The sequence below is a fragment of the Bacillus sp. FSL W8-0223 genome (assembly GCF_038006805.1).
Taxonomy (GTDB): domain Bacteria; phylum Bacillota; class Bacilli; order Bacillales; family DSM-4216; genus Bacillus_O; species Bacillus_O smithii.
The window spans coordinates 1,635,274-1,662,211 of the sequence record NZ_JBBOVX010000001.1 but is presented as its reverse complement, the minus strand read 5'-3'; the positions used below and the strand labels follow the sequence as shown (position 1 = coordinate 1,662,211).

Sequence of the window (26,938 nt, the reverse complement as noted above, 5' to 3'; positions counted from 1 at the left end):
TTTATGGAAATTCAATGATATATTCTATGAGGCTCACCAAAATAAAAGTGAAAGGAGTCCTCTAAGCAACAAAAAATGATTGAATAAGGAATTTCGCGCTATCAAATGAAATTAAAAAACCTCATAAATGTACAGTCCCATCCACTAAATGCAAAGAAGGCTGACTTAAACATCGCTAAAGCAATGTTTAAGTCAGCCTTCCATTTTTTGATCAAACGTTCATTTCATGATTTCTATTTTTTCTACTCTTTAAATTCTTCTCCATCATGTTTGGATTCAACAAGTTTCAAATCACTTGCCTCGCCGTTTTCAACGTAATGTTGAAGCATTGCCATTTTATTTTCCCAAAATCGTTCATAAAAGGTCAGCCACTGTTTCAATTCAAGTAGTGGTGCAGGTTCCAGTCGATAGCGCGTCTCTCGCCCAACTTTTCTCTCTTTGACAAGACCTGCATCTGCCAAAATGCGCAAATGTTTAGAAACAGCTGTCCGACTTATTGGAAAATGTCCACTTATTACGGTAACAGGCATCTCCTTTTCAGCCAGCAATTTTAACAACTTGCGACGAGTAGGATCAGCGATGGCTTGAAAGACGTCATGTTTCGATGATAAAGCGGCCATTTCAAGCTTCGACATACGCTCCAAGAGATTTTCCAAGTCGAGACCATCCCTGATCCATCCGATCCCGTACGACCGTATGAGATTCTCCGAATTCCGTCACTTTGTTTGCGTCCCAACCAGAATGGATGAGCGTAAACTCCGTCTTGCCGTCAAGCTCTTTTAATTCGAATGTAAGGGTCCAATCTTTCCCCCAACGGAAGGACAGACGATGAGGCGGATCTATTTCCACCACTTTACAAGGAGACATGCCATAAGGGCCTGCATTTAAGTGAAATTCATGGCCTACTATAGGCTGAAAATCATTTGGCATAAACCATGCAGCAAGACCTTCCGAAGTCGAGACAGCCTCCCAAACTTTTTGAATCGGTGCGTTAAATACATAAGTATGACGAATGTCAGAAATATTTTTTTCCGTTGTCAATGCTATACCCTCCCAAAAAATTTTCTGTATGTAGTAGCATTATCTTTGCAGACTACATCTCTTTATTGACTACTTTGCGGCCAACCATCTCAGCACAATACTCAGTTACTATTCTTTTTCAATAAAAGAATCCTTATCCTTATTTCAGTTGCCCTCGTTTCAATATTCTTTCATCCTTTTTTTGAGCTGAACTTATCAATAGAGAAACGAAGACTTGTCCTTCTTATAAACGTTGCTTTCTAAATGACTATTCTTTTATTCAATCACTCCTTTTTATTATGAAACCAAATGGTTTCGTTTTATATTATATGAAACCATTTGGTTTCATGTCAATATTCAAAATAAACTGTTTGCCAGCCTTTCCATGATAATTTCATTCACTTTGGATGTCTGTTTCTTTGTCAAAAATTGCATACAAAATCGTTTCATCCGTAAAAACCCCCTGTTCATCAGGGGATGAAAAATCCATTTCTTATATTTGTATTTTTGTTTATTATTGTAAAGGTTTTCATCTTATCCTGTTCCTTCACTGATAATAGGCTCATTGATTCTCCTATGGCAAATCAAATTGAAATCCGCTTATTTTTTTAAAAATTCTATCACCTGACCTATAAAAGGTTCGGTTTTCTCGATTTGCACCCAATGTCCGCAATTGGGAAAAACATGGAGTTCCGCATTCGGAATAATTTGGGATAATTTCCAGTTTGTCTTTTCTAATGGGATGACCCGATCTTCTCTTCCGTGAATCAGTAAAATCGGAATTTCTATTTTACTTAATTGGTTTTCCGTAAGGGCTAAAGCATTCACATGTCTTTTCCGAGGTGCCGGAAACATAGCAGAGAACGCTTCTTGGAACCCAGGTTCTATACTGGATTCATAGCGCATTTTTACTAAATTATCATTTTCTGCCATGCTTTGATCATTGGAAAAGATCGAAATGAGCTTTTTCATGTTTTCTATGCTTGGCGTATAACCCCACACGGCATCCAATTCTGCCGTGATCGGAAATTCAATGCCGGCGCTCCCCATCAAAATGATTTTTTTGACAAGATCGGGACGTCGATTGGCAACATGCAGCGCTAAAGCACCGCCCATGGAATTACCGATAATCGACACGTTGCGAAGATTCATCGTTTCGATAAAAGCAATCATGTGTTCGACCCACAAATCCACAGAATATTGAATATTTTCCGGCCTTTCTGTGTATCCGAATCCCACGACATCAGGAGCGTATAAATGATAATGCCGGGACAGAATAGGAAATACTAACCGCCAATTCGCCCAAGCAGAGACCCCGGGGCCAGAGCCATGTATAAGAAGAAGCGGTTCTCCCTTTCCTTCTTCGTGATAATGAGTTTGAATTCCTTGAACGTCCACATATTTTCCCTTATCCATCATAATAGAATTTCCTCCATTTCGTTAGTCGATGAAATCTTCAAATAGATAAAAATTCAACGATCATTTGAGGCAATGCTGCTGGATTTGTGATTTCGACGGGCATTGAAACAATCGTAACGCAGCCATGCCACTGCATCTCGCTGGATGTCTTGTGTAATTTCGTGTCCAGACGGATAAATTGTATATTTTACAGATCCTGCATGTTTACGCAAATAATCATAGTTTTCTTGCCCCACTTGTAATGGAAAGATAGAATCCGATTCTCCTTGGGTTAGAAACACGGATAAATGAGAGATAGATTTTATTGGATATTCTTCCTTTACAAAGGATGGTATATATCCGTTCATGGCGACCATTCCTTTCACAGTATCCCCCAGTGCCAACGCAAGAGTCATGCTTAGAATAGCTCCTTGACTGAAACCGATAAAATAGACTCTGTCAGAATCTATTGGATACTGTTGGAACGTATATTCAATAAACTCTTTAAGTTTGTCTATACTATCATCGAATAACTTACGTTCTGGATTTCCGTATTCTTTTAAATAATAGTAAGCATATCCTTCTTCATAAGGGAGATCGCCCCGAATGCCTATCAAAATAAATTCTTCTTTTAGTTCTTCCACTACTGCGAGCATGTGCTGTTCGTTATATCCTATACCGTGCAGTGCAAAAACAACTGGATATTTCTTTCCATCCTCTATGACAGAAGGGAGAAGCGTTTTATAGACATAGGTGCTGCTCATTCAAATTTACCTCCTACAATGGAATAGATTAAAAGAATAATCGCATATGGATGTCAGTCGTGGAAACAGAAACAAAAGTGTTGTCGACGGAATTCTTTGCGTTTTTTCAAGGGAATCGCAATCATCAGGAAACAAGAATGATATTCTTGAAGATATTGAGAGTCACGGAAATCATCTAGTTGACAGCTCTTTTAACGGTATTAATGTTTACTGTTCCTTCAGAGTTCTCATTCAATGATTGTCGCATCTTTTTATCATCCGTTTCAATCGCCGATCGTTTTCTCTTCCTCCGATTGAGCATTTAAATCGATGTCAAGTTCTCCCCAATAAATTAAAAACTGAAGAGATACATACAATTGATAACCGACGCTTGGGACGTTGATATCGGTTTGTAAAATATCGGTGATTTTTTGCAGTCGATAACGTAAACCACTAATGGAAAAATTCATCGCCCGGGCGGTTTTGTGCACACTACAGCCGTTGCTTAAGTAATAGTAAAGCGTTTTCGTTAATTCCATATTCCTGCTTTTATCTTGTTCCAATAACTTTCCCAGCATTTTATGAATGAATTTTTGAATAGGGTTCATATTTTTCATTTGAAACATGACTCCTTCAATTCCCAAGGAGTCAAAGAAAATGATTTTTTGATGAAGGTTCGCAGCCCTCAGCGCCGAGAGACATTCTTCATATAATTGTGGGGCCTCTTCAATTGACAGGGAAGTCGAACTGATGCCTAATTTAAATAAACGGGAAGGAAATTTTTTCAGGCAATGGTCCATTAATGTTTGACAAAATATTTCCTTTTTCATTTTGTTTTTTAATAATAGACATTCCGATAATAGAATAATGACTTTACCCGATTTTTGGCCAAACAAGGCATTGATTCTTTGATCTTTCATAAATGCCGAAAGCTCATTAATCAATTCATCGTTAAATTCCAGTTCTTCTTTAACGGATGGCTTTTGAAGCAAACTGTGAACGGCAATCATAAAGTATGGATCTTTTAATTGAAATCCTAAATAATAAGCCCGTTCGGTCAATTCTTCCAATGTCATCCGATTGGATAAAATATCTTCTAAAAAATGACCTTTAATTCGTTGTTCGGTATTAAAACGAGTGCGTTCATTCAATAAATAAAGCGAACAAGCCAGTGCTCCATGTTCTAAAATTAACTTATCGACCTCCTGCGGCACCGTTTCGCGGTAAAGAAAAGAACAATAGCCGACAATTTTTCGATGCAGGTAAATCGGTGTAATCATCCTTTTATGCTCCGGAGAACAATTTAAAAACAAAGTTTGTTTTGAGTATTTTAAATTATCTGAATATTTTTGTCTATTCTTATGAAAGCACTTCTTTAGTTTTTCAGAAAAGAGAGAAGCTTCTTGCTCCGGAATACCTGATGCAGCAATCAGTTGTACATTCACGTCTTCAATGAAAACCGGCAATTTGGAAATTTGATGAAGAACTTTGGCTATTGAAGACAAATCATGTTCCTTCAATACTTCTTCCATCAGTTTTTGATGGACCACATAAGCTCTGCTGAAATTATCTCTTTCTATTTTTAGTTTTTCAAATGTTTGATCCAGCTCACCAATAATATTATCAGCCTCATAAAATTTCAATTCGTTATCTATTTCGCCATTCCATTCTTCCACAGTCCGGCATACTGCATGACAATGTTTGTGTCCCATCGCTTTACACTCAATCTCTTTGGCGATGACTTTTTTCCCGAGAATTGTAGACAGATACCCGCTTGCATAGCCGACTAACGTGTGACAAACAGGATCGTTGCTTGGACCAAACTTTTTCAAATGTTCTTCAGCCTCATAAGAATTTTTCCAGATCGCTTCATGGTGCATCCATCCATTCGAAAAATCTGCTTCGGCAACGAGCAGCTCTGCTTCTTCCAAATAACCGTGCAGCGTATGCATTTTTGGACCGACATATAAAAGTTCCTTTTTATTATCCCAATCCATTTCCAATGCTTTCTGTGCATCCTTCACCCCGCAATGCCAGCCATGACGCAGCAAGAATCCCTTCGTCCGTTCGAGCCCTAATGTCTTTATAAGCTCATGGCGCAGCATCCCTATGGCGGCTGTTGGTCACCATTCGTTCTTGTGGATCGTCTTGATTGTGAAGCGTAGAAATTTTATAGATTTGTGTTAAGTCCAATTCGTCCGCTTTCATGTTTTCACCACCTAAGAAGAATGAGTGAGTTTTGATAAATCGATGAGGATCTTCATATCAGAAATCGGATAAGTCTTGCACGCCAACGTATAATTTTCTTTTCCCGCTTATTGACAGCATCCAAAAGACTTTCATTCTCTTGGCATGGCAAACCAATGTGTTCTTCAATGCCATCCAAGACTTTTATAGTAAACATGGTTCATCCCCCTGTTTCAAAATCTCACGTGCTACCAACTCGCTTCATTCTACTAATTATTCCACATATGATGAATGATCTTTTAAATATGCCGTAGAATTTGCGATGAAAAGGAAAACGTTTTTTCTTTATTTGCAAATACACTTAGAACGGATGCTTCCAAAAGGAATAACAACTTCTCCCGCTTCCGCCCCTCTCTTACCATACAGGATCGCCCGGAAGACCAAATATTGTCCTTCCATACGCAGCCATAGCATCTTCCCACAAAGAATTTGGATGCGCCGCCACCGCCATTAAATCCCTTGTGAACAACTCTACCGGATCTCCTTTAAAGATGGCATTTCCTCCAAGAGTCAACAGCGTTCTAACGGCGATATCCACCGACGTTCTCGAGACATAACCACGCCATGCGTATAACTGTTCGCGCTCCTCATCGCATATCACAGCCTTTCCTTCTTTAATACAAGCATCTAGCTTGCGAATATAATGTTCCACAGTGCCTTCGATCGTATTTAACTCTGTTTTCAACTCTGCCAATAACCGTTGGCTTCCGGCGGATTCCTTTTCCTTCGCACCCGCTTTATAAACCCGAATACGTTTTTCGGTACACTCTTGGAAGAGAGAAATCATTCGTTCAGCACCACCCCAGGAAACTAAAGGAAAGCCTAGTAAAAAAAGAGGCATAAACGGCATGCGATACACCGGATCATCCGCGTCATAATCCCCTCCCGCCAGTTTCCCCGTCGCCATCACTCGACCGGCTGGCATGATGTGATGCAATGGCACATAAGCTCCTTCAACCAATACACCATTGCTTCCTGAGCCGCGCAGACCAATAGTATCCCAATTTTCCACTATTTTTACATCAGACTTAGGAACAACCAACAAGCAGTACTCAGGGCTTTCACTGTCAGGAAGCTCCATCATGGCTCCAAGCCCAATCCAATCGCTATGCAAAACACCACTGCAAAAGTTCCACTGACCGTAAAGCCTATAACCGTCACCATCCTTCTTTACACGTCCCACAGGTGCAACGACGTCCGCTAACAACCCGCCTTGTTCAAATATTTCATTCCTGCCTTCAGGAGGAAGATAAGCAACCCATACCTCATGCATGGAGTAAAAATATGTCAACCAACCGGCAGCAACACTGTACCGAGATACCGTTCGGACAATCTCTGCGTAAGTCCGCAAGTCTACTTGTAGCCCTCCATACCGCTTTGGACGCAAAAGTTTGTGGAAATCAGCATCTTTAATCGCTTTTGGCACCCGATCTGAAAACCGGGCATTTTGCTCCGCTTCTTTTGCTTCTTGCTCTGCAAGACGCCCAATCTCCTCCGCTCTTGCAAGCAATTCGGCAGTATTCGGCTTCTCTTTTATGAATATTTTCTTTTCAACCATTTCTTTTCCTCCTCTCATTTTGGCAAAGGTCCGTTTTCTTTCCCCGGAATCGTCATGGAAGGAAGGGACCCCTTCGGAGCCTGCCTTCCCTCTATTAGAAAAATAGAAAAAAGAGTATCGTATTCTACCTAAAAAGACAGCGCTTTCAAAATAATTCATTATGATGCTTTTAAACATTTTGGCACCGGATTTAGAATTTTCACGTCTCAGCGACTACATTAGACCCACCGATCCATCCGCCAATTTCCCGCTTCATCAGGTAAGTGCTTTGGCAAACGACTCCGTCAGTTCTCTCCTATGATAAAAAATGCCTTGACCAATTTTATCTTCCGTCCATGTAATCGTAGGAAAATCAGGATACGTAATGTAACCGCTCGCAAATGCTTCATTGCGATTTCCTGAAGGATCAAAGAAATAAGTAGTCTGTCCGCGAGTAATACCGTGACGAGTCGGCGTAACATCAAATGAGACATTATTTTTCGACAAAATGTCTGCCGCTTTTAACACATCATACCAATTGTCAACATAGAACGCGGCATGATGCAGTTTCTTATCAGGCCCCTTAATAAAAGCAACGTCATGAGGCTTTCCATTGCTGGCGAATATAAAGCTTCCTACCATCTCTTCTCCATCAACTGTTGTGATTTGTTCACTGACAAACATACCTAAGACTTCTGTGAAAAATCTTGTTACCGTGTTAATGTCCTCACCGGTCAGGGCCAGGTGATCCAGCCGATGCGGCGCTATTCCTCTTAGTCCATCCGGCCAAGGAGGAGGATTCAAAGACCCGGTTTTCGATCCAACACGCAATATGTCATAGTACAATTCCACATGATGTCCTGTTGGAAGTTCAAAACGTATCGCTTCCCCTTCTGCAAGTCTTGTTCTTTTGGAAATCCTTTTCAACGTACATCCGAATTGCTCGATCTTTTTTTCAAACTTGGATAAATCCTCTTCATTTTCCACTTTAAAAGCCAAGTGATCAAGTCCCGGGGAATCGGCCTCTTGAAGAATGAGACTGTGGTGATCGAATTCATCCCACGCTTTAAAGTACACTTTTCCGTCACTTCTTCCCACTTCATCCAGTCCAATCACTTCCGTATAATACTTGACGGATTCTTCAAGATCCAAGACCCTTAATTCAGCACGACCTATCCGCATAACAGCCATTTTAAGCACCCCTTTTCTAAAATAAGTGTAGGTTCATGTATTTATTTTAAAATTTTTTATTTTCTGAACATACAGTTAATTATGCGGTTTTGATGGCTATTTTTGGATTCATTTCGTAGGATTCGTACGAAACGCATTATTGCGCACCGGAACTATCACGAAGATTAAATCAATTCTTACACTATCTATCCTTTTGTTTGCCATTTGGACAACAAAGCAAGGGTTTTTGACCTTCAATCGGAAGAATGGAAGCGGAATTCAAATGGGTGGTATGAGTATAAGATGAAGGATTAGATGGAAGATGTCAACTATTCTGAATGTAAATTGGGGATTGAATATGGATGATCATTCATTGAATTGCAAACGTATCGGATCATGTCAAGGAGTTCGTAGTATTATGCAACAACAGCATGCTACGAAAGCTCCTTGACACTTCCGATCTTTTACAATAGAGCAATCATTCACGGATTTATCCCGTTGAGTCAGCCTTTAAAGAACCGCGCTTAAATATCTTTACAACTGTTCAATCATGTTCCGTGTTTTCCAAATCCCTTATAACGTACGGAGTGCATCCTCTATGGATTGATCACCTGCTAGAAGCTCGAACGTTTTATTTTTGGCATTTTCCAAATCAAGACAAGAGACAATCACTTTAGCTACGTCACCTCGCGGAATATTCCGTCCTTCCACACTTTCAAAATGATCAGCTATTTCGACTTTTCCTGTAGGTGGATCAAAACTTAGCCAACCTGGTCGGACAATCGTATATGTTAATCCACTCTCTTGTAAGTATCGATCAGCTTCCCCTTTTGCTTTCAAATAAAGTTCCAAATTCGGCAAAGCATCCGGAACACCGGCTCCATAAGAACTGAGCATGATAAAATGGGAAATACCTTCTTTTTTCGCAGCGTCAACCAGGCGTTTTGCTCCTTCTTGGTCGACTGAAATGGTTTTATCCGGACCTGTTTTGGAACCGGAACCAGCCGCGAATATTACAGCATCCATCCCTTTTACAGCATGAGTCAAATCTTTTTCCAAATCAGCTACGATTGCTTCCTTTGCACCAAGTTGTTTCAAATTTTCTGCTTGAGATTCATCTCGAATCATCGCATACGCTTCATGTTTGCTTTTTCCAAGCAGCTCCACGATCAATCGACCTGTATGACCATTTGCACCTGCAATAAGGACTTTCATTTTATTCCACTCCTTTTTTGTGTTTCTCCATACTGTTTCTCTGCTTTCTTGTAGTTTAACGCCCTATCAAAATGGGAAAGGTTGTATTCACCATTTCTAACGCCAAATTTGTCCGTAAAAATGTTCATAGTTAGGCTTGTCAGACTTTTGTCGTCCAAACCGTTGATCATGTCAAAAATGATAAGAGATCATGGATTTTTGCTCCATGATCTCTTGTGGATGTTATTTCACATCGTAACCTTGATCCTCGATCGCTTCTTTCATTTTTTCTACACTGACTTTTGTCTCATCAAAAACTACATCCACAGTGCCTTCTTTTAGATGCACATCTACATTTTTCACACCTTCCAGCTCTTTAAGAGCATTTGTTACGGCCATTTTGCAGTGTCCGCAAGTCATTCCTTCTACGTTTAATGTAATGTCCATTAAGAATTCCTCCTTTATATCGTTCCATTTTCTATTTTCACGCGTTTCAAACGAAGCGCGTTTGTCACAACCGATACAGAGCTGAATGCCATAGCCGCTCCCGCAACCCAAGGCTCCAATAATCCAGCTGCTGCCACAGGAATGCCAATAGAATTATAAAACAAAGCCCAAAATAGATTTTGTCGAATGTTTCTCATCGTTTTACGACTTAACTCAATCGCATTTGGAATATGTGCCAGATCTCCGCCAACCAACGTTACATCAGCCGTTTCAATCGCGACATCCGTTCCTGTGCCGATGGCCATTCCGATATCCGCTTTTGCAAGAGCGGGAGCATCATTGATCCCATCGCCGACCATCGTCACTCGTTTTCCTTGTTTTTGGAGTTCTTCAACGATTTTCGCTTTGTCTTCAGGGAGCACTTCGGCATACACATGATCCACATTCACTTGCTTCGCTATCGCTTCAGCCGTGCGTTGATTGTCTCCCGTTACCATGTACACTTCTATACCCATTTGTTTTAAAGTTTGAATGGCTTCTTTGGAGCTTTCTTTTACGGTATCCGCGACAGCAATGATGCCGGCAATCTGATGGTCAATGGCAACCAGCATGGCGGTTTTCCCTTGTTTTTCAAAATCCGCCATTTGATTTTCATGCTCGGATATGTCAATCGAGTGTTCCTTCATCAATTTTCGCGTTCCAACAAGAACATGTTTGCCTTCAATAACAGCTTCAATTCCGTGGCCGGGAATGGCGGAGAAATGCTCCGATGGTTTTATGGAAATCGCTTGTTTTTTTCCGTATTCCACTATCGCCTGGGCCAGCGGATGTTCAGAAGCGCTCTCGGCTGAAACGGCATAATCAAGCATGCCATTTTGAAACTCTACTACATCTGTTACTTCTGGTTTTCCCTTTGTAACAGTACCTGTTTTATCCAGCAGCACAGCATTGATTGTATGCGTTCCTTCTAAATACTCACCCCCTTTAAAGAGGATCCCTTTTTCCGCCCCTTTACCGGTTCCGACCATAATGGATGTCGGAGTGGCCAATCCAAGCGCACAAGGACAGGCGATGACAAGAACCGCAATGGCCACTTCAAGCGCCTTTGGCAAGTCACCCGGCGCCACAATGAAGTACCATATCATAAACGATGCAACAGAAATCCCTACCACAATAGGCACGAAAATTCCTGAGATGACATCTGCCATCCGCTGAATCGGCGCTTTAGAACCTTGAGCCTCTTCAACGATTTTAATGATATTGGCAAGGGCCGTCTCTTTTCCTACCTTTTCGGCTCGAATGGTCAGTACGCCATTTGTATTCAAAGTAGCTCCTATGACAGCGTCTCCTTCTTTCTTATCAACCGGAATCGATTCGCCAGTAATCATGGATTCGTCCACGGAGGATATCCCGGAAATAACAGTGCCGTCTACCGGGATTTTTTCTCCGGGTTTGACAAGAATGGTATCTCCGATCACCACTTCTTCAAGCGGAACTTTTACTTCTTGACCATTACGGATCACAAGAGCTTCTTTTGCTTGCAAGCTCAACAGCTTAGAGATGGCTTCTGTCGTTCTTCCTTTTGCCAGTGACTCGAAGTATTTTCCGACCAGTACAAGCGTAATCAGCAAGGCACTTGTTTCAAAATACAATTTCGGCATATATTCGGGATTGGCTAAAGTTTTAAACGCTTCGTACAAGCTGTAAAAGTAAGCGGCCGATGTTCCAAGAGCTACTAATACATCCATGTTGGCGCTTTTGTTCCGCAATGCCCGATATGCCCCAACATAAAAAGGACCGCCTATGTAAAACTGAACGGGTGTCGCTAATAGAAGCTGGAACCATGGATTCATTAATAAATGCGGCAGCGGCAAGCCTAAATCAAAAGGCATATGAGCAATCATCGTATAAAGCAAGGGCAATGATAAGATGATCGAAATAGCCAGCTGTCGTTGCTTTTGTTTCAGCTGCACTTTTCTTCGATCAGCTTGATCTTGTTCTTCATCGTGGATCTGTCCCTTGTAGCCTAGCTTTTTGATTTTTTCTAAAATATCTTCTACAGAAGAAACGCCTTCATTGTATTCTACAACCGCACTGTTTGTCGCCAGGTTAACAACCGCACTTGTAACGCCCTCCATGCGTTTTAGCCCTTTTTCGATACGAGTCGCACAGGCCGCGCATGTCATCCCTTCAATATCCAGCGTTACTTTTTCAGTCGCAACGCCATATCCTAATTTGTTAATTCTTGTTTGAATATCGGCTACACTTTGTTTAGCCGGATCATATTTAACCGTTGCTTTTTCCATCGCTAAATTGACATTGGCTTCTACTCCATCCATCTTGTTCAGCACTTTCTCAATACGATTGGAACAAGCGGCACATGTCATACCAGTCACTTTTAATGTGACGATCTTTTGTTCACTCATAAAGCATTCCCCCCTTTACTTAGAGAATTGCTTAACAACTTCCATTAACTCTTGAATGGATTCTTCTCCGTTGCCTTCACGAATAGCTTTAGAAACACAATGATTGGCATGACGTTCCAACAAATTAAAACCTACTTTCTTTAATGCGGCTTGAATAGCCGAAATTTGAACTAAAATATCAATACAATAACGGTTGTCCTCCACCATTTTTTGCACTCCACGCACTTGTCCTTCAATGCGTTTCAAGCGCTTTATTAAACTTTCAATTTCTTCCTCTGTTCGGGGAACCATTTTAGGATTGATGGAATTATCTTCACAGTGGTCCACTGATATCACCTCATTCTGATCGCATCTTCATTATACATTATACCGGTAAGGGGTATAAAACACAACCATACAGCCCCATTTTATTCTTATTTTTTGACACCATCCCGCAAAAACATCATCGAATACCAATCACTAAAAGGCGTTCTCCTTTTAGACTTTTTCCTGTTATGCATTAGACTTGCTGCCCAATCGTAATGTATACAGTGAAACTCCCCCTACAGCCGGGGGTTCTTCCACTTGCGATCATCCATTTTTCTATTTCGTTAAAATCTTCCTGACTTAAAAATCGAATACAAAAGCCAAAAAAACATGAGTGTTGCCACCACGAATCCCATCTCAATGGCAGGAAATTTCCACAACAACGTGGATTGTCTATTCATGGAAGAACCGATAATGATCCCAACCATAATGATGCTGAAAGACAATAAAACAATGCTAAATGATAATCGATTACTGATCTGATCCAATTTCTTTAAAAAAAGATCCAGTTCCGGGATGCCGACCTCCATACGAAGTCTTCCCCGCTTGACCAAAGAAGTAAATTCTTTCATGTGTTTTGGAAAGTCCAAAATCAATTCTCTATAATCAGAAACTTGCTTCCATACCGTTTCTGCTACATTTTTGGGATGGTATCGTTCTTTTAACAGTCGACGGCCAAATGGTTCGGCAATATCGAGTATGCTGAATTCAGGATCAAGATTTTCAACTACGCCTTCAACCGTCAGCAAAGTTTTTCCTAATAATGATAAGTCGGCCGGAATTCGGATTGAATGCTGAAAAGCTAAACGAAATAAATCGTTCACGGCCTCCCCTAAACGAATTTGGCTTAAAGGAACATCATAATACTTTTCCCTCATACGTTCTACATCAGCTCGCAACTGTTTCATGTTTACATCATCCGGAATCAATCCCATTGCACTGATCGAATGAATCACCCCATCGGTACTTTGACGCATCAACGAAATGATTAAAGATGAAAAATGATATCTCATATCGGGAGTAAGCCGCCCTACCATTCCAAAATCGAGAAAAGCAATGATCTCTCCAGGTAATACTAGTACATTTCCTGGATGCGGGTCCCCGTGAAAAAAGCCACCGATGAAAACTTGTTGAAAAATTCCTTTTGCAAGACGTTCAGCTAAGTTTTTTAAGTTGTAGCCATTTTTCTTCATTTGGTCTATTTCATTGAATTTTACCCCTTCGACATATTCCATCGTTAATACTTTTTTAGTGGTATACTCCCAAAAAACTTTTGGAACATAGATGGTAGAGTCATCTTTAAACTGATTGGCAATTTTCTCCGCATTCCGTGCTTCATTCGTATAATCGAGTTCTTCGCGAAGGGACTTAGAAAATTCATCCATCATATCACGGATTTGATACTTTGCTGCCAATTCCGATCGTTGTTCAGCTAATGTCGCCAAATCTTGAAGAATTTCCAAATCTGTTTCAATCACAGTTGTAATATTTGGACGTTGTATTTTGACTGCTACCTGTTCCCCGGTGCGCAAAGTGGCCCGATGGACTTGTCCGATCGAAGCAGCCGCAAGCGGCACGTCCTCAAAATGGAGAAATATGTTTTCAATTTCCTCTCCTAATTCACTTTGAACAATTTCACGCACTTCTTGAAAAGAGAAAGGTGGAACATGGTCTTGCAGTTTTTCTAATTCTCTGATGATTTCTTCAGGAATCAAATCAGGGCGAGTACTGGCGATTTGCCCCAATTTCACGAAAGTAGGACCTAATTCTTCCAGAACGATTCTAATTCGTTCACCGACAGATTTAGAAGCTTTTTCTTTCTTCTCGAAAAACAGACGCTGAGGGAGGGAGAGAAATTGAGTAATGCCGGTTTCCTCGACCACCATTCCAAAGCCATTGCGAATCAACGTAATAGCAATATCGCGATAACGACTGATATGACGAATTCTTTTCCCAATCATACTATATCCCCTTCAAAAGACTAGGAACCCGAGACAGGGTTCCTTTACTTATCATCATTTTCCAATTTCTGAATTCGTTGTTCCAGTTTTTGAATATCCTCTTTTGTCGCTAAATCCAATTCGTTTAATATTTGTTTGATTTGCTCCCGTACAATGCGTTGTAATCCTTTTTTTTCTTCTTCTCCCCGCTGAATCAGCTGATTGACCATGTCTTTTGATTCTTCCAGAGACAACTCCCCTTTTTTCACCAAATCATTCACAAATTTTTCTGCTTGTTCCTTGCTTGTAACAGCTAAACCAAGTCCAAATGACAATCCTTTTTTGATTAAATCCATTTCCAATTCAACCCCCTATACTATTTTATTCTAACAAAGATAACACTTCAGGAATCTTCCGTTGAGCTTCTCGCTCACCAGCTTCAATGCATTCTCGGATTCTGCTTGTGTCGAACGCTAAAATATGACCTACTTCCGGACGAAAAACGACATCTGCATACTTCAAGTTGACACGGCGCTGCACGGTCATCATAATTGTAAACGAACGATAAACCGTTTCGAATATATTACGAGGTTCCTGTTCATCATGTTCCCTTTCGACATCTACTGCAAGGATCTTATCCATTCCGGCTTCATGAAGCAAGTCGGCAGGGAGATTATTTAAAATTCCACCATCCACCAATACTTTGCCTTGATAATGAACAGGAGAAAAAATACCAGGAACCGATGTGGTTGCTCGAATAGCCAAGACAAGGCTGCCTTCTTTCATCACGAAAACACTTCCTTTGATCAAATCGACCGATACTGCCCGAAACGGTATCTTCAAATCCTCGATTTTAATATCACCAAGCCCTTTTTGCTCCAAAAATTGAATCAAAATAGCGTATATTTTATTTCCGGCTAAAATTCCACGTTTTCGAATTCCAATATCCATCAATCGATAAGATGGCGTGCTTAGAACAAACTCTTCAATTTCTTCTACATCAATACCCGCGGCAACTAAGCCTCCAATCGCACCGCCCATACTCGTTCCCGATATAAAATCAATGGGGATTTGATGCTTCTTTAATACTTTTAACACTCCAATATGGGCTATCCCGCGTACGGCACCGCCTCCTAAAGCAATTCCTACTTTCACAACTATTCTGTCCCTTCACCAGAAGATTTATGGGTATGGTACCATTTTTCGCTTTTTTGCCGCAAAAGGAAACTGTTGAAGAAAAATGATCTGGATGAATTCAAAACAGTTTCTTATCCTATAGTTTATTCAATCGAGTAACAAGTCCATGCCTCATTTTAATCGTTCAACAGGATAACTTCTTTGATAAGCCCAATGAAGACAAATCAGCGATTCAATCTTTGTGAAGGCTGGTGAAAGTGGATAAATCTTTATTTTAATCTTAACATTTTTCAAACAAAAATTCGCATTTGGCATGCTCTTTTTTATATATTGTCAAATCAACTCCATTGGCGCCTGTTTCATGTCCCTTTTTCTTAATGACCATCTCATTCATTTCCCCCGTTCGTTTGTATAAGAGCGGTTGTCAACTCGCCAATCGCCTGCCGAATTTCATCCTGCGTATTGTAAAAATGGGGAGCGATTCGGATGACGTCGTTTCTTGCAGAAACAATGATATTTCTCTCTTTCAAAATAGATACAATCTGCTCAGCATTTTTCACATAAAAAGCTGTCATGGCGCCTCGCTGATCAGCAGATAGAGGCCCAGCAACGTGTAATCCTTTTTCTTGTCCATAATCTAATGCGAATTGAGCTAATGGATTTAAATAAGAAGATATATTCTCCACTCCTATATCAAGAAGCAAACGAAGAGCGGCGGCAGCGGCATAAGCGCTGATAAAAGAAGGTGTACCAGTTTCAAAACGACGTGCTCCAGCTGCTAATGTGAATTGATGAACGTTGAATTTCGAATGATTTTCTTGACCAAACCATCCTGTTATACGAGGCTTCCATTTTTCTGCTAATTCTTTTTTTATATATAAGAAGGATATGCCCGGAATACCTAATATGTATTTCCTCGTTCCTGCCGCCAATATGTCAATATCCATTTTCTTTACATCAATAGGAACTTGTCCTGCTGATTGATAAGCATCCACCAATAAAAGAGAACCTTTACGATGGACAATTTCCGCGATTGCTTGAATATCTTGTTTGAATCCATTGTGATAACCAATATGGGAAATGGATGTGATGAGCGTATCAGAAGTTACATAACGTTCGTAATATTCTAAAGGGATCACTCCTTGTTGTGAAGGAATAAATCTCACATTTGCTCCAAATTTCTCCTGAGCAAGCCATACATGACCGACGGTTGGAAAGTCCATATCTGTAGTCACAACGATATTTTTACCTTTTTCAAAAAAAAGAGAAGAAGCAATAGCAGAAAAAATGTCAGATACCGAACTGAATACAGCAATCTCATCAGGTGCAGCACCAATTAATTTTGCAAAACTGGATTTTGCCTTTTCCACTTCCTTTATGGCTTGATTCCAATTAACGCCCATCGATAATAAACTATTCATATACTCTTCAATCGATTCGGATACAGTTTTTGAAATGGCGCCTTGCGAACAACTCGCCAGATGGATTTTCGACTCTAAAACAGGAAATAAAGAACGATAATGTGCAAACGGGTGTTTCAATCCTAACTCCTCCTTTCGATTCCGCTTAAAAAGTTTCCACTGCTTCTTGATCTCCCTATTATGATCGTCATCAGTAACTGGATTCACTTTTAGACTATTACTATGTTTAATAGACTTACAAGAGTTTTTAATCTTAGTATTGATAGTTCAATCATTGGCGAGGAAAATGAAACCTCGTTACGAATGATTTCCACCACTGTGATCCAGAAACCCGGCTTTTATATTATCAGCGTGAATCCAATATATATGGCTGCTCCCCACATTACCAATGCTGAAATTTTGTTGAAAATCCTCATCAAGCGTCCAGATTTATCTATCTCCCCTGTTATCCGGCCAGCCACTGCCAGTCCCGCAAACCAGATCCAAGAAACCAGAATACAAGCAAGTGAGAAGGCCATTTTTTCAGACCCATTGTATTGAAGTGAACTCGTTCCGATCACTCCAACCGTATCCATGATCGCATGAGGATTCAGCAACGAGACCGATGCCGAAAACACAACTTGTTTTAAAGGAGTAAAAGTTTCTTTGGCAGTATTTTCGTTCTTTCCTTTTTCAGCAGCAGGAGTGCTTTTCCAAGTACTCCACCCCATATAGAACAAAAACACCATTCCAGTGGTTAATAGGATCGTTTTGATCCAAAAAGAACCCAAAACCATAAGAGATACACCCAAAACAGCAAGGGTGATTAAAAGTGTATCGCATATTGAAGCCGTTAAAACGACCGGGAAAGCATGGATAAAGCGTTTCTGAAGGGCCCCCTGATTAAAAACAAAAACGTTTTGGACGCCAAGAGGAAGGATTAGTCCAAATGCGAGAATAAGTCCGTGAATGAAGGCTTCTGTCATTCAAATCCCCCCTATTGCTATCGTATGAATACCATTTTACTCGAATATCAATCGTTGTCTCCAACCAATTGGTTGGATTCGATACCAACTAAGTTGTATAATCAAAACAAGCATTATGGGGAGAGGACGAAATGAACATTTTTCTAATAAATGCGTTTACGGATCAACCATTTGCGGGAAACGCTGCTGCTGTTTGTTTTTTACCGGAATCAAAAGATGCGGGATGGATGCAAAAGGTAGCGAAGGAGATCCATTTGCCAACAACTGCTTTTATCAAACATACAAATGGCAAATTCAGCTTGCGTTGGTTTACTCCGTCTATGGAAATCCCCCTCTGTGGTCATGGAACTTTGGCTAGCGCCTACGTTTTATGGGAGATGGGATACATAAAAGCGGAAAATCCAGTAAGTTTTAGCACAAAAAGCGGAGTACTGACTGCCACCGTAAAGAATGGCTGGATTGAACTTGATTTTCCATCCGCTCCGGACCACGAAATCAATGCTCCGGACAGACTGATTCAAGCATTGGGAGTTGTACCAAAATACGTAGGAAAAAATCAGCTTGATTATATCGTCGAAGTCGAGTCAGACGATGTAGTAAAAAATCTCATACCTGATATCGATTCCATTGCCCAACTCCCAATTCGTGGAGTCATCGTGACAAGCCGATCAAGTTCCGGAAGGTTTGATTTCATTTCTCGGTTATTTTCTCCCGCACAAGGGATTGTCGAAGACGCCGTTACCGGTTCGGCACATTGTTGTTTGGGCCCTTATTGGAAGCGCCGATTAAACAAAGACGAGTTTATTGCCTATCAAGCCTCAGCCAGAGGAGGAATGATAAAGGTCAAAATGGCAAACAACCGTGTCCTATTATCCGGTAAAGCTGTCACAGTTATAAAAGGAGAGCTTTTTGTTTAATGCCCTATCTTCTCTAAAGACTCATCCAAATAGATGAATTCAAAAATTTTTTATGGGAGAGAATTTTTTCATGATCGAATTGGATTGGAAACCCGACAAATCATCTCCAACTCCCCTCTACATCCAAATCAAAGAGTATATAAAAGAAAAAATTGAAACAGGAGAATGGACTGTAGGGATGAAAATCCCTCCTCAACGTACATTAGCCCAAGCATGGGAAGTGAACCGCAGTACGATCGTGGCGGCTGTGGAAGAATTGATTGCTGATGGATTGCTGGAAGGAAAAAGCGGGAGCGGTACCAAGATTATTAATAATACATGGTCCTTGATGAACTCTGCCCCGCCCCCAGATTGGAATTCCTATGTGCAAGCAGGGAGCCATTATCCTAATTTGCCTACGATACAGGAAATCAATCAAGCAGAATTTGCTCCAAATATCATCCGGCTGGGAACAGGAGAGCTTTCGCCTGATTTATTTCCTCGTGAGATGATGAAAGAAGTCTTTAAACGACTGCCGGACCGCATCAATTCACTAGGCTACGAAGAGCCTAAAGGGCTGCTGTTTCTTAGGGAACAGCTTAGCGGATATTTAAAAACCATAGGAATTGAGGCTTCCCCTTCTTCCATTTTGATTGTGTCCGGAGCTTTACAAGCATTGCAATTGATTTCAATGGGCCTCTTGCAGCGAGGGTCTACGATCTTTCTAGAAAAACCATCATACCTGTATTCCCTGCATGTGTTTCAATCTGCCGGGATGCGATTATTTGGACTTCCTATAGATGAAGATGGAGTTCAAATAAAAAAGATTACGGAACAAAAAAAGCGGCAAAACGCTGCGTTGCTTTATACGATCCCGTCCTTCCATAATCCAACAGGAATTTTGATGTCTGAAGAAAGACGAAGAGAATTGATGGATGTATGTGAACAGGAGCGACTGCCGATTATTGAAGATGACGTATATAGGGAACTTTGGCTCGATTCTCCGCCTCCCCCGCCTTTGAAAGCCATCGATAAAAATGGACTTGTTCTGTATCTCGGGAGCATGTCGAAAACATTGAGTCCCGGCTTGAGAATCGGCTGGGTAGTTGGGCCGATCCCTGTCATTGAGCGATTGGCGGATATTAAAATGCAAACCGATTACGGATCCAGTTCCTTGTCCCAGTGGGCGGTTGCGGAATGGCTTTCAAGCGGATTATACCATCGCCATTTGGATGAGGTCAGAAAAGCATTGAAGGTGCGAAGAGAGGTCATGAATGATTCATTGCAAAGGTATTTTTCCGACATTGCGACCTGGTCTGTTCCAAAAGGCGGTTTTTATATATGGCTTCGCTTATTACCTTCACTCTCTATACGTGAACTTTTTGAAAAAGCATTAGAACACGGAATTCTATTGAATCCAGGAAATGTCTACGATCAACATGCGACTCAGTATCTTCGACTTTCTTATTCCTATGCTTCTATAGCTGATTTGAATAGAGGAATGGTTCTTCTTTCGAAAGTGATCCGTGAGCTAACCACTTAACTCTCGATTGAGCCAAAAAAGTCACTGAAGTTCACAACGGCTTTTTTGGCTATAGGGAGTGTTCAAAAACTTGAAGACTAGCGACAGTTGGCAGGGCAGAAAATGACGAGCAGGTCAATTGACTGGCACCCAAATTTTCGAATAAAAATCAGGGCTGGCGGGATCTTCATTTGTATACACTTCTAACGCTGGTGTTCCTGCGTGCTTATAGCCACTAGATGGGAACCATTCTGAAAAAATTTGTACCCATGCTTTCTGAATAGCTTCAGGCATCGGTCCGTGAACTTCAAATACAGCCCATTTTGATGCAGGTATTTTCAAATTACATAGTCCGTCAGGTGTTTTGCCATCATATTCAGTTGCTACCCAATAATCCATTACTTGCTTCGATTGAGTATGACTGTTAGCGGCACATACACCTAATACACCTTTTATTTCACCATTGTTCAACTTAAATAATAAATCAACTGTCCCATCCTTCTTCCATTGATCCCATAATTTTGGAATACTCTCAAAATTCTCATTATTGACAAACGAAATTTCTCTCTTTATTCCAACTACTTGAAAATGATCTCTTTCAACTAGTGTGTATTTCATTAGTGCTACTCCTTTCAGACCCATGTGTGAATTTAGTCGGGATAAGATTTGTGAACTTCCAAGTTCCTTAAGACTGTCTTGTTGTCCCTTTTTCACTTCATCGCGGTTTTTGTTAATGAAGATTGATGTTTTAAACCCATTTACTCGTAGGTTCACACATTGCTTGGTTGATCTTTTTCACACAATATACCTTCCTTACTGTAGAATAGTAGCCGAGAGAACACTCTCTCGGATGCAAGTGACGGCTATAAATTGATGTTAATAATATTGATTTTTCTGTATAGACAATAATACTTTTATTCACCCGTCTCTGCAAATCGCTTAATTCTTTCCCCGATCTCATCGCGAACACGCTGGAATACAGCCCAATTTTCTTCTTCTGTCCCTTCCGCTTTTGCAGGATCGTCAAATCCCCAGTGTACGCGCTTCACATGCGGCGATGTTACTGGACAGTTATCAGCAGCATGCCCGCATAATGTTACCACCATATCCGCATTGTTTAACAAGTCAGGATCAATGACATCCGATGTTTGGTTCGCAATGTCAATCCCCACTTCTTTCATGGCTTTTACTGCATTCGGATTTAATCCGTGGGCCTCAATGCCGGCACTATATATTTCCCACTCATCACCAAGATATTTTTTGGCCCAACCTTCTGCCATCTGACTGCGGCAAGAGTTTCCGGTGCATAAAAAGTAAATGGTTTTCTTCTTCATTTTCACATGCTCCTTTATTAGATGATAAGCAACCATAAATAAAGTCCAATCAGTGTAATGAGTATGGTTGGTACGGTTAAAATAATCCCGTTTTTAAAGTAGGTTCCCCAAGTAATTTTGACTCCTTTCGTCGATAATACATGCAGCCAAAGGAGGGTGGCCAAAGAACCGATTGGGGTAATTTTAGGCCCTAAATCAGAACCAATCACATTCGCATAAATGAGTCCTTCACGAATGATTCCGGTTGTGTTTGTATTAGCTATGGCTAAAGCATCAATCATTACGGTCGGCATGTTATTCATAATCGATGAAAGAATCGCTGCGATAAACCCCATTGAAATGGTTCCTACAAGTAAACCTTTATTTGCCGCGGCTTGAATCACATCAGATAATACATTCGTCAATCCTACGTTTCTTAATCCGTAGACGACGACATACATACCAATAGAGAAAAAGACAATTTCCCATGGTGCACCTTTTAGTATTTGTTTAACGTGAACAGCTGGGGTTCTTCTACCAATGGACAAGAAAACAAGTGCGACCACTCCCGCAATGATAGACACAGGAATTTTAGTAAATTGACTGATAAAATAGCCTACTAATAAAATACTTAATACACTCCAAGCTATCTTAAACATTTTTTGATCCTTAATGGCTTCAATTGGTTTCTTTAAATGAGACACATCATATTGTTTTGGTATATTTTTTTGAAAATACAAATATAAAACCAAAATACTGGCTCCAAACGAGAAAACGGTAGGAATGATCATGCGCGTTGCATACTCAACAAACTTAATATGAAAATAATCGGCGGAAACAATGTTTACTAGGTTACTAACCACAAACGGTAATGAGGTTGTATCTGCGATAAAACCACTTGCCAGAATAAAAGGCAGTACTTTCTTTTCATCAAATTGTAAAGCTCGTACCATGGCAAGAACAATGGGAGTTAAAATGAGGGCTGCCCCATCATTCGCAAAAAAGGCGGCTACTATGGCTCCTAAAATAGAAACAAAGATAAACATCTTTACTCCGTTTCCTTTTGCCGCTTTTGCCATATGTAATGCGGCCCATTCAAAAAATCCAATTTCATCTAAAATCATTGATATGATAATAATAAAAATAAAAGCAAGAGTCGCATTCCACACAATTCCTGTCACAGTTAGGACATCTTGAAAATCTACTACACCTACCATAATAGAAAGCAGAGCGCCCCCGCATGCAGACCATCCAATAGATAAGTTTTTGGGTTGCCAAATCACAAATATTAAAGTTGCGAGGAAAATCAATGATGCTAGTAGGACGGAAAGCAAAAAATCACCTCTATCGTTATTCACATAAAATTCTTGTGCCTTTTTCTTCAAGTTCTTTTAATTTTTCTTGCTGGTCAGGAACATGAGCCAATATATCTTGAATGAGCGAATACATTTCATGTTCCTTATTGACAGAATAAAAAACCCATTGGGCTTTCTTGGTTTCATTTAGTAAACCTGCATCTTTTAACTTCCTGAGATGTTGGCTAATGGCGGGTTGACTCATCTGAAAAAATTCAACCAACTCACATACGCAACAATTTTTATTGTCTAATAACGCCATCATGGTAAGTCTAGTTTTATCGCCTAATAACTTTAATATTGTCGCGACGTCGTCTATATTCGTAACCACTCGATTCATTTTACCACTCCTCCATTCATATATCATAATATAACAATATGCTTATATAAGCAAATAAAAATAGGATGATATAGTATCGCTTCAAATGTCTTAATAGCCATAAAAAAAGTCGTATTCTAGCCGTATATTTGATCTTTTTACGACTATAATTGTTGCTGTAAAAAATAAAATGAAAAATCTCCCTCGTTTAAAGGGAGATTAATTGCAAATATCTACTTCCGTACATTTTTTCGTTTCTTCTATTTGTATAGTGGTATGATGAATGCCAAATTGTTTATGCAGCTTCTCTCTTGCCTCATATAATAATTGATCCCTATCAATTTGAGGACGGACGACAAGATGACAGCTTAAAGCAGGAAAATCTGAAGTAATGGACCATACATGTAAATCATGAACATTGGTGACTCCCGCCAAAGACAATAATTGATTTTTTACTTCTTGCAAATCAATATTCGATGGTCTCCCTTCCATCAGAATATGGATAGAGTCCTTCACTATGCGCCAACCACTGATCATAATTAAAACAGAAACCAATACACTGGCTATCGGATCGGCAATATTCCAGCCAAAAAGCCATATCAGCAAGCCGGTAACAATGGCCCCGATAGATCCAAGCAAATCCCCCAGCACGTGTAAAAAGGCGCTTCTTATGTTTAGGTTGTCGTTCTTATCCCCTTTCATCAAAATCCATGCAGCTAAAATATTGACGATCAGCCCCATTCCTGCGACTGTCAACATTCCCGAACTCATTACTTTAGGTGGATAATAAAAACGTTGGTATGCTTCATAGAAAATCATGACCGAAATAAGCAATAGTGTCAGTCCATTCAACAATGCAGCTAAAATTTCAAAACGTTTATATCCGTACGTTTTCGTTTCATTTGCTTGCTTTTCCCCTATTTTCAAAGCTAACAAGCTGAAACCTAATGCCGCTGCATCACTTAACATGTGTCCTGTATCAGATAGCAACGCAAGACTGTTCGTCATGATTCCACCGATCAGTTCCACAATGAGAAAAGAGAAAATCAGAAAAAAGCTATATAGCAATGCTTTTCGATTTGCATGATGTGCATGTGAATGACTTCCATGACTGTGATGATGTCCCATATCGAAGACTCCTTTAAGCCATAATTCTGTTTATCAAATTTATTTCTTTAAATGTCTACTTAATTCATTATATACGAGTTTCCCCTTTAAGTTGATTCCATTGGAAAAAACAATCCCAATGAATAAATAGACACTTCACTCGAAAGATGAAAAGTGTTGGCCATCTACAAATGATCCCCATTTATCAAGTTCATTTTACCACACTTATTCAGTAAATTGTGGTACGTTTCACCTTGTATTCGTCATTATTTGATACTTATCTAAACAAGCATGGAAAATCTTGATTTTCCCGTTAAAATCCTTTAATAGATCAATTTCTTTCTAAAACGGTAAAATAAGGTTGGAACCTATAAGCACATTGCGAAAGGATATTACACGGGTGCATAAGTTTACAGATTGTTATGGTCTTGTTTAATAAACTGACCAGGAGAACGAACGGGTAGAAGCACTTTATGAGAAGGATTTTGATTCGTCTTCAATATTTTTGAGGAAATGGAAGTTTCTTTTTCTTGCAAGATAAATGATGTCTGTCGACTCCTTTGTCCAATATGAACACCTATTTCATACGAAGCCGTTCTTCGTTAGAGTTTCTGACGGTTGTTGCGCCTTCTCATTAATCATGATGGTTTGATACCTTCTTTCATTTATACTCATAAAAAGTGGCAGTGGTTTAACTTGCTTTGGATCAAATGATCAACCGTATTCCGCTCAATCGATGTTCGTTGATATGGTATCTAGCATAATCGAGATTGTTTCCGGGAACCATTATCGCTTGTACAAACATATCGACCTTTTTTGATCGATATTCTAAACCAACTTGAGACGTTTTGCGATCTGTCATCAATAGTTATAAACACACTTCGTTTCTTTCCCGCACTAGGGACAACAATGATGTTTTATCCTATTTCAACATAATTGAAAACGCCTCCCGATCTCACCCTCTTCTCTGAACAGTTTTTACTCCGGATTCTTCGCAGTACTTTTCAAAGTAAACATAAGTCATTCGTTGATTCTGACTAATTCCCATATAAAGGGCGTGAGTTTTTTCATCCGGAAATTTTGCCTGAATTCCAACTTTTTATAGAGCTAATCTTTTGAAACAATTCTTCTTTGATTTGAGGGATCGCTTCATTTGCAGAAAAAAATTTTTCTTGTACGAGAAATTGGAAGGTTTCCATAACCCATGGTGCATCTAAATGAGCTTTTCTTATCAAATGAGCTTGTTCAAATACGGTGACCGGATCGCCATAACACAAGATTTCTCCATCATACATGATGATAATTTCATCAGCCCACTGGTAGGCTAGATTCACATCATGGGTAGACAAAATAATGGTTTTTCCCTGTTTTTGGATGTGATCTAATACCTTCATGATTTGTTTTGAAAAATAAGAATCGAGTCCTGCTGTAGGTTCATCTAGAATGATGATTTCAGGATCCATGGCGAGCACCCCTGCTATGGCGACACGTTTTTTTTGTCCTAAGCTTAAAAAATGGGTCGGCTTATCGCTAAATTCTGTCGTTTCTGTCTGCTCCATGGCCCATTCCACTTTTCGCGACACTTCTTCCTTTGGCAGACCCAAATTTTGCGGGCCAAAAGCAATATCTTGAATGACATTAGCCGAGAACAATTGAGAATCCGGATCTTGAAAGACAATTCCCACATGCTTGCGTAATGATAGAAGCGATTTTCGATCATATTTCACTTCTTTGCCTTTAAAACGAATGGTTCCGTTTGTCGGTTGCAGAATACCATTCAAATGCAGCAGCAATGTAGATTTCCCGGCTCCGTTATTACCTAATATGGCTATTTTCTTTCCCTGCTTAACCGTAATGGAGAGGTTTCTTAAAGCGATGGTGCCATCCGCATAACAATGAGTTAAATTTTCGATGTCAAAAAGAATTGGCTGCATTATAAAATTCCTCCAAACTGTACATAGATAAAGGCCATTCCTGCCAATATAAGTAAAATGATAAACCAATTGACAAGGGAATAACGATAAGATGGATCAAAAAACAAAATTTCATCCCCGTAGCCTCTGGAATTCATGGCAATGGATAATTGTTTCGTCCGTTCAAACACTTTTAAAAACAGGATAGAAATCAACAGTCCAAGAGATTTCATCCCTTGTCGTATCGTGATATATCCTAGTCGGGAAGACTGTGATTGATAAATATTGATCGATTCTTCCATGATGACGAAAATGAATCGATACGTTAAGGTAATCAACTCAATAAATATAGAATGGATTGGATGGCATACAGGAAAGAGAAAGTCATCGAACCGTGCGTGACTTGGGGCAGGTATTTCCTTCATTGCTACTGAGGTTGCACAAGCTTCATCATCCGCTCTCTCGTCATCCTCTTTGCGGTGAAAGTTTGAGGCAAGCTTGTGCAACATAACAACCGGCTTCATAACGTAATAACGCCAATTTCACCATCAGGCCTATTCAT

The 26,938-nt window shown here is 40.1% G+C and carries 25 protein-coding genes; 2 read left to right on the top strand and 23 right to left on the bottom strand.

From position 1 onward, the window contains the following. Positions 1 to 242: 242 nt before the first annotated feature. The 16 genes from NST81_RS08150 to NST81_RS08075 all read right to left on the bottom strand — a co-directional run bounded on the left by NST81_RS08150 (position 243) and on the right by NST81_RS08075 (position 17,951). Positions 243 to 620: an ArsR/SmtB family transcription factor gene (locus NST81_RS08150; RefSeq protein WP_048623276.1), complete on the bottom strand. Its 378-nt coding sequence runs from the start codon at positions 618 to 620 to the stop codon at positions 243 to 245. A gap of 1 nt (position 621) precedes the next feature. Then, a complete protein-coding gene (locus NST81_RS08145) occupies positions 622 to 1,041 on the bottom strand; it encodes an SRPBCC family protein (protein ID WP_327805551.1) in 420 nt (139 codons plus the stop codon). Positions 1,042 to 1,620: 579 nt separating this feature from the next. Beyond that, positions 1,621 to 2,439, bottom strand: coding sequence for an alpha/beta fold hydrolase (locus NST81_RS08140; RefSeq protein WP_341029319.1), 819 nt, complete (start codon positions 2,437 to 2,439; stop codon positions 1,621 to 1,623). 53 nt (positions 2,440 to 2,492) lie between these two features. Continuing rightward, the gene (locus NST81_RS08135) at positions 2,493 to 3,182 is read right to left on the bottom strand and encodes an alpha/beta hydrolase (RefSeq protein ID WP_341029316.1); all 690 of its coding nucleotides are present in this window, start codon (positions 3,180 to 3,182) and stop codon (positions 2,493 to 2,495) included. Between the two features lie 263 nt (positions 3,183 to 3,445). Beyond that, on the bottom strand, positions 3,446 to 5,266 hold the full coding sequence (locus NST81_RS08130) for a XylR N-terminal domain-containing protein (protein WP_048623273.1): 1,821 nt from the start codon (positions 5,264 to 5,266) through the stop codon (positions 3,446 to 3,448). Between the two features lie 497 nt (positions 5,267 to 5,763). Beyond that, complete coding sequence (locus NST81_RS08125) at positions 5,764 to 6,966, bottom strand: flavin-dependent monooxygenase (protein WP_341029313.1); 1,203 nt, start codon at positions 6,964 to 6,966, stop codon at positions 5,764 to 5,766. 255 nt (positions 6,967 to 7,221) lie between these two features. Then, positions 7,222 to 8,136 (bottom strand): catechol 2,3-dioxygenase, encoded by a 915-nt coding sequence (locus NST81_RS08120; protein ID WP_327797696.1) that lies wholly within the window; start codon positions 8,134 to 8,136, stop codon positions 7,222 to 7,224. Positions 8,137 to 8,688: 552 nt separating this feature from the next. Continuing rightward, the gene (locus tag NST81_RS08115; protein WP_048623271.1) at positions 8,689 to 9,330 is read right to left on the bottom strand and encodes an SDR family oxidoreductase; all 642 of its coding nucleotides are present in this window, start codon (positions 9,328 to 9,330) and stop codon (positions 8,689 to 8,691) included. Positions 9,331 to 9,552: 222 nt separating this feature from the next. After that, positions 9,553 to 9,756, bottom strand: coding sequence for a copper chaperone CopZ (gene copZ / locus NST81_RS08110; protein ID WP_270584557.1), 204 nt, complete (start codon positions 9,754 to 9,756; stop codon positions 9,553 to 9,555). Positions 9,757 to 9,770: 14 nt separating this feature from the next. Further along, a complete protein-coding gene (locus NST81_RS08105) occupies positions 9,771 to 12,182 on the bottom strand; it encodes a heavy metal translocating P-type ATPase (RefSeq protein WP_341029308.1) in 2,412 nt (803 codons plus the stop codon). 15 nt (positions 12,183 to 12,197) lie between these two features. Then, positions 12,198 to 12,509, bottom strand: coding sequence for a metal-sensing transcriptional repressor (locus NST81_RS08100; RefSeq protein ID WP_003352825.1), 312 nt, complete (start codon positions 12,507 to 12,509; stop codon positions 12,198 to 12,200). A gap of 263 nt (positions 12,510 to 12,772) precedes the next feature. After that, on the bottom strand, positions 12,773 to 14,449 hold the full coding sequence (gene ubiB / locus NST81_RS08095; RefSeq protein WP_341029306.1) for a 2-polyprenylphenol 6-hydroxylase: 1,677 nt from the start codon (positions 14,447 to 14,449) through the stop codon (positions 12,773 to 12,775). A 44-nt stretch (positions 14,450 to 14,493) separates the two neighbouring features. Then, positions 14,494 to 14,784, bottom strand: coding sequence for a phasin family protein (locus tag NST81_RS08090; RefSeq protein ID WP_048624435.1), 291 nt, complete (start codon positions 14,782 to 14,784; stop codon positions 14,494 to 14,496). Positions 14,785 to 14,809: 25 nt separating this feature from the next. Continuing rightward, a complete protein-coding gene (locus NST81_RS08085; RefSeq protein ID WP_048623267.1) occupies positions 14,810 to 15,583 on the bottom strand; it encodes a patatin-like phospholipase family protein in 774 nt (257 codons plus the stop codon). A 368-nt stretch (positions 15,584 to 15,951) separates the two neighbouring features. Beyond that, on the bottom strand, positions 15,952 to 17,106 hold the full coding sequence (locus NST81_RS08080) for an aminotransferase class V-fold PLP-dependent enzyme (RefSeq protein ID WP_048623266.1): 1,155 nt from the start codon (positions 17,104 to 17,106) through the stop codon (positions 15,952 to 15,954). Between the two features lie 218 nt (positions 17,107 to 17,324). After that, on the bottom strand, positions 17,325 to 17,951 hold the full coding sequence (locus NST81_RS08075; RefSeq protein WP_048623265.1) for a LysE/ArgO family amino acid transporter: 627 nt from the start codon (positions 17,949 to 17,951) through the stop codon (positions 17,325 to 17,327). Positions 17,952 to 18,082: 131 nt separating this feature from the next. Here NST81_RS08075 and NST81_RS08070 point away from each other — a divergent pair, with 131 nt between their 5' ends. Together NST81_RS08070 and pdxR are read left to right on the top strand one after the other, a co-directional pair. After that, entirely contained in the window at positions 18,083 to 18,868 is a 786-nt protein-coding gene (locus tag NST81_RS08070) for a PhzF family phenazine biosynthesis protein (protein WP_048623264.1), read from the top strand. 70 nt (positions 18,869 to 18,938) lie between these two features. Then, positions 18,939 to 20,390 (top strand): MocR-like pyridoxine biosynthesis transcription factor PdxR, encoded by a 1,452-nt coding sequence (pdxR, locus tag NST81_RS08065; protein WP_328203292.1) that lies wholly within the window; start codon positions 18,939 to 18,941, stop codon positions 20,388 to 20,390. A gap of 114 nt (positions 20,391 to 20,504) precedes the next feature. On the opposite strand, the gene NST81_RS08060 is transcribed toward pdxR, so the two are convergent. From NST81_RS08060 to NST81_RS08030, 7 genes are all read right to left on the bottom strand, one after another. Then, positions 20,505 to 20,987 carry a GyrI-like domain-containing protein gene (locus NST81_RS08060; RefSeq protein WP_341029296.1) on the bottom strand — a complete coding sequence of 161 codons (483 nt, stop codon included), beginning with the start codon at positions 20,985 to 20,987 and terminating at the stop codon, positions 20,505 to 20,507. A 296-nt stretch (positions 20,988 to 21,283) separates the two neighbouring features. Beyond that, positions 21,284 to 21,703, bottom strand: coding sequence for an arsenate reductase (thioredoxin) (gene arsC / locus NST81_RS08055; RefSeq protein WP_048623262.1), 420 nt, complete (start codon positions 21,701 to 21,703; stop codon positions 21,284 to 21,286). A gap of 17 nt (positions 21,704 to 21,720) precedes the next feature. Further along, positions 21,721 to 23,016: an arsenical efflux pump membrane protein ArsB gene (locus tag NST81_RS08050; RefSeq protein ID WP_048623261.1), complete on the bottom strand. Its 1,296-nt coding sequence runs from the start codon at positions 23,014 to 23,016 to the stop codon at positions 21,721 to 21,723. 16 nt (positions 23,017 to 23,032) lie between these two features. Continuing rightward, positions 23,033 to 23,377 carry an ArsR/SmtB family transcription factor gene (locus NST81_RS08045; protein ID WP_003352816.1) on the bottom strand — a complete coding sequence of 115 codons (345 nt, stop codon included), beginning with the start codon at positions 23,375 to 23,377 and terminating at the stop codon, positions 23,033 to 23,035. A gap of 198 nt (positions 23,378 to 23,575) precedes the next feature. Next, complete coding sequence (locus NST81_RS08040; protein ID WP_341029292.1) at positions 23,576 to 24,484, bottom strand: cation diffusion facilitator family transporter; 909 nt, start codon at positions 24,482 to 24,484, stop codon at positions 23,576 to 23,578. Between the two features lie 1,046 nt (positions 24,485 to 25,530). Continuing rightward, on the bottom strand, positions 25,531 to 26,397 hold the full coding sequence (locus tag NST81_RS08035; protein WP_341029289.1) for an energy-coupling factor ABC transporter ATP-binding protein: 867 nt from the start codon (positions 26,395 to 26,397) through the stop codon (positions 25,531 to 25,533). After that, positions 26,397 to 26,885: an energy-coupling factor transporter transmembrane component T family protein gene (locus tag NST81_RS08030; RefSeq protein ID WP_341029287.1), complete on the bottom strand. Its 489-nt coding sequence runs from the start codon at positions 26,883 to 26,885 to the stop codon at positions 26,397 to 26,399. Before NST81_RS08030 ends, NST81_RS08035 begins: the two co-directional genes overlap by 1 nt. Positions 26,886 to 26,938: the final 53 nt, after the last annotated feature.